This is a genomic window from Paraburkholderia sediminicola, from assembly GCF_046027355.1.
GTDB lineage: Bacteria > Pseudomonadota > Gammaproteobacteria > Burkholderiales > Burkholderiaceae > Paraburkholderia > Paraburkholderia sediminicola_B.
The window spans coordinates 49,937-64,176 of sequence record NZ_JAQQEK010000043.1; the positions used below are offsets into that span (position 1 = coordinate 49,937).

General features: G+C 58.0%; 13 protein-coding genes. 7 read left to right on the forward strand and 6 right to left on the reverse strand.

All coding sequences use genetic code 11. The features are described 5' to 3' along the window. Positions 1 to 26 precede the first annotated feature (26 nt). From PQR42_RS40380 to PQR42_RS40400, 5 genes are all read right to left on the reverse strand, one after another. On the reverse strand, positions 27 to 1,088 hold the full coding sequence (locus PQR42_RS40380) for a hypothetical protein (protein ID WP_408495353.1): 1,062 nt from the start codon (positions 1,086 to 1,088) through the stop codon (positions 27 to 29). A gap of 257 nt (positions 1,089 to 1,345) precedes the next feature. Then, positions 1,346 to 2,374 (reverse strand): tRNA 2-selenouridine(34) synthase MnmH, encoded by a 1,029-nt coding sequence (gene mnmH, locus PQR42_RS40385; RefSeq protein ID WP_408495355.1) that lies wholly within the window; start codon positions 2,372 to 2,374, stop codon positions 1,346 to 1,348. Between the two features lie 594 nt (positions 2,375 to 2,968). Then, positions 2,969 to 3,187 carry a hypothetical protein gene (locus PQR42_RS40390; protein WP_097397556.1) on the reverse strand — a complete coding sequence of 73 codons (219 nt, stop codon included), beginning with the start codon at positions 3,185 to 3,187 and terminating at the stop codon, positions 2,969 to 2,971. Beyond that, positions 3,187 to 3,534, reverse strand: a complete 348-nt coding sequence (locus PQR42_RS40395; protein WP_408495357.1) for a hypothetical protein — start codon at positions 3,532 to 3,534, stop codon at positions 3,187 to 3,189. The genes PQR42_RS40390 and PQR42_RS40395 overlap by 1 nt, the downstream gene beginning before the upstream one ends. Next, positions 3,534 to 3,848 (reverse strand): hypothetical protein, encoded by a 315-nt coding sequence (locus PQR42_RS40400; protein WP_408495359.1) that lies wholly within the window; start codon positions 3,846 to 3,848, stop codon positions 3,534 to 3,536. The genes PQR42_RS40395 and PQR42_RS40400 overlap by 1 nt, the downstream gene beginning before the upstream one ends. An 86-nt stretch (positions 3,849 to 3,934) precedes the next feature. Here PQR42_RS40400 and imuA point away from each other — a divergent pair, with 86 nt between their 5' ends. From imuA to PQR42_RS40435, 7 genes are all read left to right on the forward strand, one after another. Beyond that, positions 3,935 to 4,642 carry a translesion DNA synthesis-associated protein ImuA gene (gene imuA, locus PQR42_RS40405; protein ID WP_408495361.1) on the forward strand — a complete coding sequence of 236 codons (708 nt, stop codon included), beginning with the start codon at positions 3,935 to 3,937 and terminating at the stop codon, positions 4,640 to 4,642. Next, entirely contained in the window at positions 4,572 to 6,041 is a 1,470-nt protein-coding gene (locus tag PQR42_RS40410) for a Y-family DNA polymerase (RefSeq protein ID WP_408495363.1), read from the forward strand. Before imuA ends, PQR42_RS40410 begins: the two co-directional genes overlap by 71 nt. 6 nt (positions 6,042 to 6,047) lie before the next feature. Next, positions 6,048 to 9,197 carry an error-prone DNA polymerase gene (locus tag PQR42_RS40415; RefSeq protein WP_408495365.1) on the forward strand — a complete coding sequence of 1,050 codons (3,150 nt, stop codon included), beginning with the start codon at positions 6,048 to 6,050 and terminating at the stop codon, positions 9,195 to 9,197. 46 nt (positions 9,198 to 9,243) lie between these two features. After that, positions 9,244 to 10,203 (forward strand): SOS response-associated peptidase family protein, encoded by a 960-nt coding sequence (locus PQR42_RS40420; protein WP_408495367.1) that lies wholly within the window; start codon positions 9,244 to 9,246, stop codon positions 10,201 to 10,203. A 139-nt stretch (positions 10,204 to 10,342) separates the two neighbouring features. Beyond that, positions 10,343 to 11,065, forward strand: coding sequence for a hypothetical protein (locus tag PQR42_RS40425; protein WP_408495369.1), 723 nt, complete (start codon positions 10,343 to 10,345; stop codon positions 11,063 to 11,065). A 185-nt stretch (positions 11,066 to 11,250) separates the two neighbouring features. Further along, a complete protein-coding gene (locus PQR42_RS40430) occupies positions 11,251 to 13,032 on the forward strand; it encodes a hypothetical protein (RefSeq protein WP_408495371.1) in 1,782 nt (593 codons plus the stop codon). Positions 13,033 to 13,729: 697 nt separating this feature from the next. Further along, positions 13,730 to 14,035 (forward strand): hypothetical protein, encoded by a 306-nt coding sequence (locus tag PQR42_RS40435; protein WP_408495373.1) that lies wholly within the window; start codon positions 13,730 to 13,732, stop codon positions 14,033 to 14,035. Positions 14,036 to 14,039: 4 nt separating this feature from the next. On the opposite strand, the gene PQR42_RS40440 is transcribed toward PQR42_RS40435, so the two are convergent. Further along, a partial coding sequence (locus PQR42_RS40440; protein WP_408495374.1) for a hypothetical protein occupies positions 14,040 to 14,240 on the reverse strand: 201 nt, incomplete at its 5' end.

The following is a 14,240-nucleotide window of genomic DNA, read 5'->3' on the forward strand; positions in this document are numbered from 1 at the left end:
GCCGGGCCGCCTCATGCACCCGAGTGCTACGCCAGCCTTCTGCCCATCCGCGCTGGATACTTATCGCGCGGTCGACTCGAACCCTGGCTTTGCACGTAATTAACGAACTGTTCTATCTCGGAGTCGGCCATCCCGAGCCATGCGAATCGTATGGTTCCGGGCTCCAACGGGAAAATTAACTCGCGGTCGATGCCGTGATGCTCGAGATACTGAAAGAACACGAACAGGTCGTCGTCCTGCAACTGCTCCAGCCATGTTCGCAGACGCTTCAACTCGTCGTCTCTCAGATCTGCCGGCGATGTGTTTAGAACGCTCAATGCGAAGCGCGTGGGGCAGGGCGCTCGCGGGACGTAGTAAAGATCGCAGTGGTCCTGGTGCGATGTGCGAGGATCGACGCCCAGTATAGGAAACGAAAGCCCCTGCTCCTTTGCTTCCTTCGCACGCTGCACCCACGGCCGATCGTCAGGGGATGTTGGCCAGATGCGTTTCAGGTTATCAGCCCGGTACTTCTCGCGGGATTCCCAGATCTCATGCAGCTCGCAGTACTCCCTTGATTGAGAAATCCGGTAAGCCGCATCGACAAGCGGGCTGTCGTGCCAGTGAGCGAGCGGCCTGGTGCGTTCCGCCGCATACATGCGCTGATGGTCATCTTGCAGATTGACGCTCGACTCCTCGAACAGGCGACGAAATAGAACCAGTGATTTGCGGAAATACTGGGATGCGCCCTCTGACTGCGCATACAGGCGCTCCGGAAATGTTTGCGCATTATCCGGTGCAACATGGCCATTAGCGGCGTCCGTAATGCCCGTGACGAGCCAGAAAGCATAGTGCGGGAAAAGACGTGCCAACGCCTCGATCATGTCGGGCGTGGGTCGTTGTCGGCGATGAAAAACCTTGCGCCAGCGCTGAATGGAAATACGGGTATATTCCGTCAGCCGCTCCAAGTAACCCCGGCCAGGCTCGGGCCTCGGGAGCAGAGTACCGAACGCCCTGCGAAGTGCGCCCTTTGGCCTTTCGTCTTCACTTGGCGCGAGGCGTGCCTGCTCATTCAGGAGCAAGATCATGCGGTCTTCGATCGTCGTGGTCATATTTGAAGCAATCCCAATCAGTCAATCTGTCCCGATTAGATCAATTCATAAGATATGACGATACCCGCCCTCCCTTCCTCTCCACCAATTCAGTTACAAACGGAAACACGAAGAAAGGTACCACTGCTACAAGGCGGAAATTTCTCTGCGTCCATATGCTTCTGGCATAGACGACATGGCAAATTTGCCCTATTCCACCCGTATCGCGGGGGCGATTAGCAATGACACGGTTTTAGTGAGATTGAGATAAGAGTCGTTTAGCCGAAGCGCTGAATGAGCGCAAGCGCCACGGCGCGGAGACTGTTTGGCGACAGTTCCTGCAAGTCAACGACTGGTGCGTCTGCAAGTGCGGGATAACTGCGCCGTGTCGAACGTGCATAGGCGGGATCGTAGTGCGCGACCATGACCCGCTCGAACAACTCGGGTATTTGCCGTGTTCTGGCCATGTCCTGCCACACCTCGAACTCTTTGCCTCCGATAAGGCTCCGCAGAGAGGCGAGTTTCGATACGAAGGCGTCCGGATCTTGCTCGAAATGGTGATAGTCCTCTCGCCACAATATGACTCGCTGGGCCATCGGCGCATTCACGCAGACAGGCTTGCCCTTCATATGCATCGTTTCGAGCAGCGCTTGCGGTAACTGCACGTTGCCAATCTTCTTGCTCTCTGCTTCCACCCACACCGGGCGGCCGGCCGAGAAAGTACTAAGCTTTTGTTGCAGCAGGCTATCAAAGTATTTCTGCGTCGGCTGCGGGGTACCGGGTATCGCACCAATAACCGAGCCCCGGTGAGACGCGAGCGCCTCCAGATTCAAGACCTGCGCACCGACGGCTTCGAGTTGATCGAGCAATCGAGTCTTTCCACAACCAGTCGAGCCTGACAGGACCACATACGAGAACTCGCGCGGTAGCTTTGTCAGTTGCTCGTTGACCCAACGTCGATAGCCCTTCCAGCCACCAGGTAGACGGTCCACCTTATAGCCGATCGTATCGAGAGCATCAAACCAAAGTCGACTGCGCTTTCCGCCGCGAAAGCAATATACAAGCACCCTGCCATGACGCGGGCGGCCCGCAATTACGGTGTCAAGGTGACGCGAAATGTTTTTCAGCGAATAGGACACGCCGATCAGATATGCCCGCATTTTGTCGGTCCGATGCAAGGTGCCGACCTCGGCGTATTCGTCATTGCTGACCACGGGGAGGTTGATTGCCCCAGGGATGTGATCCACGGCGTATTCGCGTTCGCTGCGCGCGTCGATGATGAGGTCGTAATCTTCGAATCGGTACATGCCCACCTGCCTTGTAATTTTTGGCGTACAACGAATTTTTTCTACGCCATCCAGACAATCGGTCGAGTGCAGGCATGGTACGAACCCCTTACCTCTCTGGCAAGCCCTACCACCCGACACGTCTGTCACCGCTGCTGGCTCACGCGGAAGACTTGGCGAGCGCGTCCGGCATATCGGAATTGTGGTTGCTTACAACGACGGCTACGGACTTTTTCCCGCGGGCCGGATATGTAGCGGTGAATCGGGGCCGCGCGTCCTCTGGACTGCAGGCGAGTATGCAGTTTGCGCAACTCTGTCCAGCGAGTGCCGTTTGCATGATGAAGATGTTGTAAAGTCTGTTGGCCACGCAGTTTGCGAGACGTCTGGCCCCGAACGAAACTCTCCGCAGATCAAGGCGCGCACGCGCTGACCTACGGTTTGACATCGAATGTAGACGGGGCAACAGCGATCGCACATCGACCTGCTAGCCGTGGAGCAGAAGCAGCTGCGCGTGGAGCACTGTGTTTTTGAGAACTAGCTTCACGCACGTCGCCGATGTTGGAGCAGTGCCATTCGCACCTGCATAGATTGCCACGGATCGACGCCAGCGAGGTACTAGCCGTGGTTATCGACCCACGCACGTGCCCAGCCTAGTCCGGCGAACTGAGCTTCTTCTTCCGTATCAAAAACACCGAGTATCCCGGAGGCTTCAACCATCTTTGTGTCGCGGGTAATAGTTCCGCTGCCTCCGTATCGCTCAGGTGAAAGGATATCCACTTGCTGAAGTATGGCGTGACCGAAGATGCGGTATCCCTTGTAGTTTCCCGATTCCATCAGCGCACGACCTCAACATACGAGTCGTGAGCATCAACGCGCAGCACATTTCCCTCGGGCGTTATCAGACGGGGGATTTCCGAAACGTCAGGAGTGGTACGTCGCGTACCTGCACCGGCAGTTCCCTGCTTCACGGCGAGCTTGGCGGCGGTGGTCGGCGTGCGATGCGCGCGAGTTTTTAACAAATGGGGTACACGCCGCTTGTGCGCAAACGACTTCGGTGCGCCCGCTCCCTGAAGCAATCCACCTCGAGCTTCGGGCGGATTCCAGATTTCTATGTAGCGATCACCTGCAAACGCGGGCGCAGTACATGCCAGTAAGAGCAACCCGCAGCCAACCAGTTTCACTATCGTTTCTCCTTGGCGATGCGATTCAACCTGTCGCTGCAGGATACATCCCCTCCGACGCATGACCCGTCGCAATCGTCACAGTAGTGGCGGTCACGCACGGCGCCATCAACACGACAGACATCCGTTTTCACCGGACTTGCGGTACCCAACGAGCGGCCATTTTCGCACGCAAAGAACGTCAGCTCCCCGGCTCGCCCACGACGAATGGCTTCATCGATTTCCTGCTCGCCAAACGCAGATTTCATCTCGGCGACAAACGCCGCAATTTCCGGCGTCGGATGGCTGACCGACTTGCAAACGCGTATGTCCATCTCGCCTCTCCCGAAAAAGTGTCCGTTCCCAGCTACGAAAATCCGTGTAGGATACTGTACATCCATACAGGTATTTTCGCAATTCAATGACTGTCCCGCCCCCCATTCCGGAAGCAATACACCCGTCCCTGTGGCGGGCGTCGCAGCTTGCGCGCGGCCGCGGCAGGACGGTTGATACCGGTTACGCGGCGCTTTCAGCAGAGCTGCCCGGCGGTGGATGGCCGATCGGCGTGCTCATCGATCTGCTGGTCCAGCAGGCCGGCGTGGGAGAGATGCGGTTGCTTCGCCCTGCGCTCAGCGCACTGGGCAAACGACCAGTTGCGATGGTTCAGCCGCCACACGTTCCGAACGGCCCCGGTCTGGAGTACATCGGTCTTTCCCCGGGACAGCTGCTGCAGATTCGCGCCGCAAAGACGGCCGACGCATTGTGGTCAGCCGAGCAGATCCTGCGTGCCGGAAGTTGCGGTGCGCTGCTGTTCTGGACGCAGTACGTCCAGACGTCTTCACTGCGGCGGCTACATCTGGCCGCACAGTCTTCGGAGACGCTTTTTTTCATGGTTCGCCCACTGGCGGCCGCACAAGATGCGTCCCCTGCGGTTTTACGACTGGCGCTAAGGCCAGAACGCGACGGCCTGACCGTCGATATTGCGAAGCGACGAGGTCCAGCACGCGCAGACCCTCTGTCCATCCCGCTTCAACCAACCCCTGTTCTGTTTTCGCACCATGCGCGTATTTCTCGCCGTCCACTTGCCCCGGTTGCAGCTCGAGGTCTTCCGACCAAGGTGGCTGCCTGAACCTGCGCACGGCTGCGTGGTCCTGGGCAGCGACAAGGTGCTCATCGCAGACGGGGTTGCCAGGTCAGCGGGCGTGCGGGTCGGCATGAAACGCGGCGGCGTGCTGACGCTCGCGCCGGAAGTGGAGATGTACGAACGCGATCCGGGCCGTGAATATGGGACGCAGCGCGAAGTGGCGATCGCGCTCATGAGGTTCTCGCCAGATGTCGCCGTGCTCGACGAGGCCGTCGTGGTTGTCGACATCGGTGCGAGCCTGCGGCTATTCGGCGGTCTGCTTGCGGTGTGCCGTCAGGCCAAAGCGATACTCGATGCAATAGGACTGACTGCACGAATAAGTGCTGCCCCCACAGGTCAAGGCGCATGGCTGCTCGCGAAACACCGGAACCGGCGTGTACTCAAGGGCGACTCGCTCGAGCGGCACCTGTCCGCATTGCCATTGCTGTCGGTGCCGGAGATTCGACCATTCGCTGACTGGTTCACGGGACTGGGCTGCGAAACGATCGCCGATGTACGACGGTTGCCGCGCGCTGGACTGCAGCGCCGTTGCGGCGAACACCTCCTAGATTCGCTGGACCGGGCCTTCGGCACGGCGCCCGAACTCTTTGACTGGCTGGAACTGCCCCCGACGTTCTCCGCCCGCATTGAAATGCCCGACCGCATCGAGCATGCGGAAGCAGCGCTCTTTGGCGCGCATCGTCTCGTCGTCCAGCTATGCGGCTGGCTGTGTGCAAAACAGCTGGCTCTCACAGGCGCGACCCTCCTGCTGGAGCACGAGCGCGGAAGGCAGGCAATTGAACCGACCCCGATCGGGATTGCGCTTGGCGAGCCAACGTGGCATGAGGATCATCTCGTTCGGCTCATCAGGGAGCGCCTTGGGCGGATCGAGCTGACTGCACCGGTCATTGCACTGCGGCTCGATGCGTCCAGCGTGCAACCTGCAGTCCCTGCATCGGACACGCTGTTTCCGGAGCCCGGCGGCTCGGTCGAGGACCACGCCCGTCTTGTCGAATTGCTGGTTGCACGACTCGGTGAAGAAAACGTCCTCCGGCCTGCGCCAACCGCGGATTACCGACCTGAAATTGCCAATCGATGGGTGCCTGTCGCAAGTGCTTCGAAAAGCGCCGTCTTGCCCGAAGGATTTCCGCGACCCACATGGCTTCTGGAAAAGCCGGTGCGTCTGCTCATGCGCAAACACCGGCCGTTTTACGGCTCGCCGCTACGCATGGTATCTCCGGGCGAGCGCATCGAGGCCGGGTGGTTTGACGGCGAACTGGTGACGCGCGACTACTTCGTCGCCCAGGGCGAAGACCAGAGCTGCTTCTGGATATACCGCGAGCGCGTCAGCAGTCGAGACGCGGAAGAAGACCAGCGGTGGTTCCTGCATGGCCTGTTCGGATGACACGCCATGGACGCCACTTTTTCCACCCTGCCGGCGTATGCCGAGCTGTTCTGCTTTTCCAACTTCACTTTTCTGCACGGCGCATCCCATGCCGAAGAACTGGCTGAACGCGCGGAGCAGCTGGGCTATTCAGCACTGGCCGTGACCGACGAGTGCTCGCTGGCAGGCGTCGTGCGCGCACACGTTGCAGCGAAGCAGGCAAAGCTGTCGTTTATCGTTGGGTCTTACTTCCGTCTGGTAAACGCAGACGGATCACCCGCGTTCGGGCTGATTCTCCTTGCCAGAAATCGCGAGGGATACGGCAACCTGTCCGAGCTGATTACGCTGGCCCGTACACGTGCTCCGAAGGGCGAATACCGCCTGACGCCACAGGACCTGTCGCGGCCCGACAGGGAGAACCGGCACCTGCGCGGCCTGCCCGACTGCCTGGCCATTCTCGTACCGGACTTTCCGGCAAAAGAAGACGTGCTGGCGACACAGGTCGAATGGCTCGATGACACGTTCACGGGCCGCGCCTGGGTGGGACTTGTGCTGCACCAGCGTGCGATGGACGACATCCATCGGGGTTCGGTTGAATTTGTCGCACGGAATCAGGACGTCCCAGTTGTCGCGCTAGGCAACGTCGTCATGCATGTGCGCTCGCGAAAGCCGCTACAGGACACCATGACCGCGATCCGCGTTCGCAGGCCGGTGCATGAGTGCGGCTATGACCTGACACAGAATGCCGAGCAGCACCTGCGTTCCAGATTGCGGCTCGCTAACCTCTACCCCGACGACGCACTGGCCGCAACCGTTGATATTGCAGGCCGCTGCACTTTTTCACTGGATGAGCTGCGCTATGAATATCCAGACGAACTCGTTCCAGCCGGCTTCACCCCCGCCGCCTATCTGCGACAGGAAACATACATTGGTGCACAACGACGTTTTCCGTCGGGTATTCCACACAAGGTGCAGGAACAGATTGAGCATGAGCTTGAGCTGATAGCGGAGCTGCAATACGAACCGTACTTCCTCACGGTATACGACATCGTCCGCTTTGCGCGTAGCCAGAGCATCCTCTGCCAGGGGCGCGGCTCCGCGGCCAACTCTGCCGTCTGCTATTGCCTCGGCGTCACCGAGGTGGACCCGGCTCGCGGCAACATGCTTTTTGAGCGCTTCATCTCGAAGGAACGTGGTGAGCCGCCGGACATCGATGTCGACTTTGAGCACCAGCGGCGCGAAGAAGTCATCCAGTACATCTATCGCAAGTACGGCCGCGACCGCGCAGCAATCGCGGCGGCAGTCTCAACCTATCGGCCGCGTGGAGCCCTGCGTGAAACTGGTAAGGCGCTCGGCGTTGATCCCCAGATCGTTGACGTCGTTGCAAAGTCACATCACTGGTTTGATACGAGTCAGGATCTGCTTGCGCGATTCAGGGAATCAGGCCTCGACCCGGAAAAGCCGCTTATTCAGGCGTGGGCGAAGCTCGCATCGCAATTGCTTGGCTTCCCGAGGCACCTCTCCCAGCATTCGGGTGGTTTTGTCATCAGTCGCGGCAAGCTGACGCGTCTCGTGCCTGTCGAGAATGCCGCCATGGAGGACCGGTCGGTCATCGAGTGGGACAAGGACGACCTTGAGGCGCTTGGTCTGCTGAAAATCGACGTCCTTGCACTCGGTATGCTCTCGGCCATCCGGCGCACGCTTGATATTGTGTCGGAGCAGCACGGCGAGCGTTTCGAAATGCAGGACATACCTGCGGAGGACCCGCAGACCTACGAGATGATTTCGGTGGCAGACACAGTCGGTGTGTTCCAGATCGAATCGCGTGCCCAGATGAGCATGCTGCCACGGATGCAACCCCGGACGTTCTACGACCTGGTGATCGAGGTGGCGATCGTCCGCCCAGGTCCGATTCAGGGCGGCGCCGTGCATCCTTACCTGCAGCGACGCCAGGGATTCGAGCCGGTCTCGTATCCGAGCGACGCGCTGAAAACCGCACTGGGACGAACCCTCGGCGTTCCGATCTTTCAGGAGCAGGTCATGCAGGTCGCAATTCTTGCGGCCGGCTTTACCGCTGGCGAAGCCGACCAGTTGCGTCGCGCGATGGCCGCCTGGAAACGCAAAGGCGGACTGGAAAAATATTACGATCGGATCGTTCATGGCATGCAGGAGCGCGGCTATGACCTCGCCTTCGCCGAATCCATCTTCGAACAGATCAAGGGCTTTGGTGAATACGGCTTTCCGGAAAGTCACGCGGCCAGTTTTGCCCTGCTTGTGTACGCAAGCAGCTGGTTGAAGTTCCACGAGCCGGAAGCGTTTCTGGCGGCCATGCTGAATTCACAGCCGATGGGTTTCTATTCGCCGTCGCAGCTCGTGCAGGATGCACAACGCCACGGTGTCAAAGTCCTGCCCGTTGACGTGACAATCAGTGGCTGGGACTCCGCACTGGTAAATCTGCCGGGCGCCGGAAGGCCGGCCGTCCGGCTCGGTATGTCGCTACTGCGAGGCATGAAAGACGGCGCGGCGGAACGCATCGAGAATGCGCGCGCGGTTCGGCCGTTCGAAAGCGTCAACGACCTTGCCCGCCGCGCGCAACTGGATCGCAAGGATCTTCATGTACTGGCAGATGCCAATGCGCTCGCCCCCCTCGCTGGCAATCGCCGTGAAGCGCTGTGGCAGTCAGTTGCAGCGGTACCAGACAAGGACATGCTCGCGGCAGCATCTGTTCAGGACGAGACACCAGCGCTCGGTGCACCAACCGAGGCAAACGACATCGTTGCCGATTACCGCTCAGTGGGCCTGACGCTTGGCCGACACCCGCTTGAACTGCTCAGGCCGCAACTACTCGCGAACAGGCTGATGCCGGCGTCGACGCTGCGCACCTATCGCGATGGGCGGCTCGCCCGTGGCTGCGGGCTCGTCACCGTGCGTCAGCGTCCGGGCACCGCCAAGGGTGTGATGTTCGTGACGCTGGAAGACGAGACCGGCAACGTGAACGTGATCGTGTGGCCAAGTCTGCTTGAAAAACAGCGGCAGGAAGCGCTGGGGGCGTCACTGCTCGCCGTCTATGGTACGTGGCAATGCCAGGGGGAAGTACGACACTTGGTTGCACAGCGGCTGGTCGACATGTCACACCTGCTGGGCACGCTCGTCACGTCGACGCGAAACTTCCATTAGGAACCGGCGTACGATATTGGCGCACCTTTCTTCAGGGAGAGCAACCATGTGCTATTCAGCCCAGATCCAGGCGGACTACCGCAAGTACGTCAGGATGTTTGGCGCGCACATGAGCATCCGGGAGTTCGCGCAGCTGTACTGGGAGCGCGCCGAGGGCAGCAACGTGAAAATTCCGAAAGCGATGGACGCCGCGTTCACGGTTCCCCAGACCGACGAGGAACGGCGGATCAAGGAAGCCATCGACCGGTTCAACGGCGAGCAGGCAACCAGGCTGGAGCAGGAATTGTTCCAACAGCGCACGCGACTCGCCGACGCGGAACGCACCCTTCAGGGCAAAACGACGAAGGCGGCCACCGAAAGCAAACGGATCGCAACCAGCAAGATCGAGTCGACGCTGCGCGGACTCGACGACCTCCGGCGTACCGAATCGAAAGCCCGCGATTCGCGAATTTTCCCCGGCAACTATGCTCCGGTGATGATCATGGAAGACGGCAAGCGTGTCATCAAGCCGATGCGGTACCTCTGCCGCCCGGCCGGCAAGCCTGCGTTCTATGACAAGAAATATCCCGGACTTTACAATGCCAGGTTTGACAATCTCGAAGGCTTCTGGAAGGGACTTTTTGGGTATTCGCACGGTCTTATCGTCGCGAATGCGTTCTATGAAAACGTGAAACGACATCGCATGGTAGGGCGCGAGCTCGCTGAAGGCGAACTTGAGGAAAACGTGGTTCTGGAGTTCAAGCCGCAGCCCGCTCAGGACATGCTCATCGCCTGTCTGTGGTCGCACTGGCAAAGCCCCGGTCAGCCTGATCTGCTCTCCTTCGCTGCCATCACTGATGAGCCGCCCCCTGAAGTTGCCGCCGCCGGCCATGATCGCTGTATCATCCCAATCAAGCCGGTAAACATCGACGCTTGGCTCTGCCCCGAGCCCGGCAATCTCGCCGCACAGTACGCGATTTTGGACGACCGCTATCGCCCTTACTACGAACATCGAATCGCGGCCTGAGCGATGCGTGGTGAACGACGTCGTGCAGGCTGGCGGTGTCCATTCCATCTCGGCCATTTTGTGAACATCGCGACCGAGCGTGGAGGTAGGCAGTCTGCGCGCGCTGCGCCCTCCTACAGCGAAGAGGAGCAGACTTTTCATGACGTTCCCCCGTGCAACCAGATCGTCGCTCATACATGCCGATTGCATTTATTGCGGTCAGCGCGCGACGACCCGCGATCACGTACCCCCGAAACTCCTGTTAGAGCGGCCGTTCCCCAACAACCTTCGCACGGTGCCCAGTTGCTTTCGATGCAATAACAGAGCTTCACTCGATGAACAGTATTTCCTTGCCGTGCTCGGTCAGATCTCGTCGTCGCCGACGATTACAGCAAAGATCTGCGTCGGCGGCATCATTGATCGGACCTTGGCGCGTTCCCCAGCGCTCGAACAGCGCCTTATTGCGACACTGGAGGTTGATGAGGAGAATGGACGTGTGCTGATTCGCCCCGATATGGATCGTGTGTCCCGCGTTGTTAAGAAAATCGCCGTGGGTCTTTTTGTGTTGCATTATGGGCGCGTCCCCGAGTTAGCCGCGGTAGAACATGTGGGCACATTTCCATACCAAATCGCGGATGAGCGGCCGTGGCCGTGCTTCATCGCCACTTTCACGGAACGCTTTCGCACCAAGAAATGGCGGGTTGTCCAGCCACACGTGTTCTCGTACATTTTTGTGCGCGCCCCCCGAATCCCCAAAACGATCTGCTGCATAATCGACATCCATCGAACGTTGTGGGGTGTTGCCCATTTGCCCTATCCGACGTCAGTAACGGTCCGAAGTAACGGCCAGTTGAAACTTTTTCCCGAGGCCGACGACGCGTGACGCAACCCCCGCCGGGCAGGCACCGGAAAATGCAATGACGGCCATTCAATGAAAATCACCGCGCGATGTGCGAAACAAAAAACTGGCTGGAAGTCCGACATTTGCAGACGCGGGTAGGTAAAGTAATACGCGACCAGGTATTCATTCGCAAGCGAGACAATCCACGCAATACTGGGTCACTAAAAATGAGTACTGCAGTTAGTCAATTCTTCGACGCGCTCACCGCTCAAGAGGTGGCCTTTATTCTCGAGCTTGCCTCGGATAGCCGCGGTTTAATCCTGAAAGCCGCGATCAACGAGCTCGACTGGTACTACTACAACCTGTCGCTGCGCGAGGTTGTGACTTTTGAGCAGACTGAACAGTTCTACCTGCTGCAACTGGGTGTCGCACGTCTCATTAAGCTGTCCCTAGAAGCCCGTCCGGTTTTCAGCGTTCCAAGTGTGATGTTCCAGCGCGACCCCGGAATTACCCTTCCCGTTCTGCAGATCGTAGGGGGCTTGGGCATGATCGAACATGGCAGACGCATTGCGCAGTCAGCATCGACCGGACTTTGTATCATCGAACACACGGGGGAAAACGAATTCCTGATTCGTTTGCCGTCCGTTGTCCCCGACGACGAATATTATGAAAGGGCCATCGGAGAGCACTACCGCGCTCAATCGCGCAGGCGAATCGAGGAACTTTTTGAATTGGACCACGCGCGGGAGGTAAATGAAGAAGTCGGGGCGACGCTTAAAAAACTGGTTTACCCTTTTCAGCGTCATTTCATCGGGTACCACGCGGATCCCATCCTAGACGATTACTTCTTCACGGTTGCCTTCAGCGAAATTCAACTAACTGACGGATACGATTCGTTTCATGGCTCGGTGAAGTTTGGCGGAGTAGCTTTCCAAAAGTATGTTCTCGCCCTGACCTTCTTCGTCGCCATTTCGATACGCCATGAGCGATTCGCTGAGGCGCTTGTCGAAAAGGCGCCTAGCGTGAGATTGGAAAATGTCCTAACCATCACGTCTGAGACGGAGTCCTTCATCCAAAGCATCAGGGACGCAATCAACCAGTTCGGCAAAGTGTACGACGGATTTGAAGACGCGACACTGGAAGACGCCCGGCGCATCTTTGACGTCCTTTCCGTTAGCCGAAGGAATACCGCTATTCTCAGCCGACCAGCCTCGGCATTGCCTATGATGGTCCAGTCATCGGATCAAGGTTTCATCCGTTCTATAGCCGCTGCACACATAAGCCCGATGCAGTTCCTGCTCGATTCATTGAGACATCATTATCCGCGAGACTACGACAAGCATCAGCAGTCTCGCGAGAAGTCGATGCAGATGGCCATCAAACGCGTGTTGGGTGACGCGTTTTCCGGGCTTGCATACCTCGAAAACATCAAAGTCAGATTGGGCAGGCGTGAGCTCACGGATATCGATCTCGTGGTGATGGAAGAAGGCACCGGTACGGTCTTCCTCTGCCAGATCAAGTTCCAGGATTTGTTTGGGGCAGATCTTCAGTCGAAGCACAACCGGACGACTAGACTTAAAGAGCAAACCCTCAAGTGGCTAGCGTCGTTGGACGAATGGATTGAGGCGGTCGGAGACGCTGGTGTTCGTGCGTCTCTTAGATTGCCACGGCGATTCCCGCCTTTGCGCATTTACCGCCTCGTTATATCGAGGCACTACAGCTATCCGTTGAGAGATTTGGCACAAGATGCGACCACGGCGCACGCCAATTGGTATCAATTCGTCAATTCAATTGAGCTTGTCAAGTTGGAGACGCGTAGTGGTCGCACGTTGGACGATCTTGTGGAGATGCTGAAAAGAATGGAAGCGCCCCGAGGGCCGCAATCTCATCACGACGAACCACGAAGCGAATGGATCATTGACAGTCTAAAGTTCACCGTCATGCAGGAAGGAACTGATGCCTCACCCGTCTCTTCGCACGCACAAAGTCCCCAGGCAAAGCGCGGATAAGGAGAAGCGGAGACTGGTCCTGCACCTGATCGCCCCGCCACAGTAGCGGTCGCAGATAAAAATGCCCCACCGAAAGTACGCTCGCGATAACGATCGTAATCGCAAGTCCGTGACGGCTCCAATTTTCGTCGGGACGCGGACGACGGAAGTTACTGTTGAAGTTCGCAAATTCCGCTAATGATGTCCGTTGGAGCGCTAATTGTGCCCATTAATTCTGCTAGCGCGGCTTTTCTACCGCAACGCGAACTCACTGCCCGACACGACTGACTAAAGCGAAGAACGACACCGCGCTGACCAACATCCACATAAGGGGATGTTGAAGGCCCCCGATGTGACACACAAAGTGCCGTACTGTATGGCGTTTTTGATCTGTGCACTGAGATGGGCACCTTCCGAAGATAAAAAAATGACCCCCGGTATTTGCACTTGCTGCCGCTTCAGGCGAATGCACCTGTCACGCTCCTCTACAAGCGCATTAGCCGAATTAGCGGACACGACAAACGCGTTAGCAAAATCAACGGACATCCGAGCGTGCGTGCGTTGCTGAAACGCAACGCCTAGAAAGGCGTGCGAAACCGCTGATATGCCTTATTTTGCGGGGCCAAAATACAGTCTTACATTAGCGTAATCTATGGACACGATTAGCAGTTTCTAAGGACTTCAACAGCAGACGCCAGCCACATACCGCGACGAACTCATGATCGGCCATATTGTCAAAGTAATGCGGCTGGAGTTCGCCCTCATGAAGCCCTTTTGCTACGTAATTGCCCTCGTCGTACTCACTGCCGGCTGCGCCTCGACATGGCCGCCCGCCAATAATCAGATTGCCCAGCAAATTCCGGCCGACTCGAATGCCTACATCCCGCGTGCTAACCACGGTGCGACGCGCGGCGACTCCGCGTCGAAGCCACCGATGCTCAGCGTTGGTGTCAGCTATTCCGATACGCAATTGATCCTGCCTTGGTTTCTCACTGACATCATCAACGCAGTTAACGATCCCTAGTCTGTCAGCGATTTGCTGCAATGTGTTTGGCTTCTGACGACGTTGTTTGGAGTTCGCAACGAGATCGGAGAATGTCCCAGTGCGGCCGAGGGCGTGTGGAAACTCGATTTTCGCGGCTGAGGGCGAGGTCGGCGGTCGGGTCAATCAAGTTAGATGCGTCGAGCTTGCGCCATTCGAGCAATGCGAGCGCAAGAAGCCCTTCAGG

Excerpts from the sequence above, each read along its gene's own strand:
- PQR42_RS40430 (WP_408495371.1), top strand. The coding sequence starts at position 11,251 with ATGAGTACTGCAGTTAGTCAATTCTTCGACGCGCTCACCGCTCAAGAG.
- PQR42_RS40390 (WP_097397556.1), bottom strand. The coding sequence starts at position 3,187 with ATGGAATCGGGAAACTACAAGGGATACCGCATCTTCGGTCACGCCATA.
- mnmH (WP_408495355.1), bottom strand. The coding sequence starts at position 2,374 with ATGTACCGATTCGAAGATTACGACCTCATCATCGACGCGCGCAGCGAA.
- PQR42_RS40415 (WP_408495365.1), top strand. The coding sequence starts at position 6,048 with ATGGACGCCACTTTTTCCACCCTGCCGGCGTATGCCGAGCTGTTCTGC.
- PQR42_RS40420 (WP_408495367.1), top strand. The coding sequence starts at position 9,244 with ATGTGCTATTCAGCCCAGATCCAGGCGGACTACCGCAAGTACGTCAGG.
- PQR42_RS40380 (WP_408495353.1), bottom strand. The coding sequence starts at position 1,088 with ATGACCACGACGATCGAAGACCGCATGATCTTGCTCCTGAATGAGCAG.
- PQR42_RS40410 (WP_408495363.1), top strand. The coding sequence starts at position 4,572 with ATGCGCGTATTTCTCGCCGTCCACTTGCCCCGGTTGCAGCTCGAGGTC.
- PQR42_RS40435 (WP_408495373.1), top strand. The coding sequence starts at position 13,730 with ATGATCGGCCATATTGTCAAAGTAATGCGGCTGGAGTTCGCCCTCATG.
- PQR42_RS40400 (WP_408495359.1), bottom strand. The coding sequence starts at position 3,848 with ATGGACATACGCGTTTGCAAGTCGGTCAGCCATCCGACGCCGGAAATT.
- imuA (WP_408495361.1), top strand. The coding sequence starts at position 3,935 with ATGACTGTCCCGCCCCCCATTCCGGAAGCAATACACCCGTCCCTGTGG.
- PQR42_RS40425 (WP_408495369.1), top strand. The coding sequence starts at position 10,343 with ATGACGTTCCCCCGTGCAACCAGATCGTCGCTCATACATGCCGATTGC.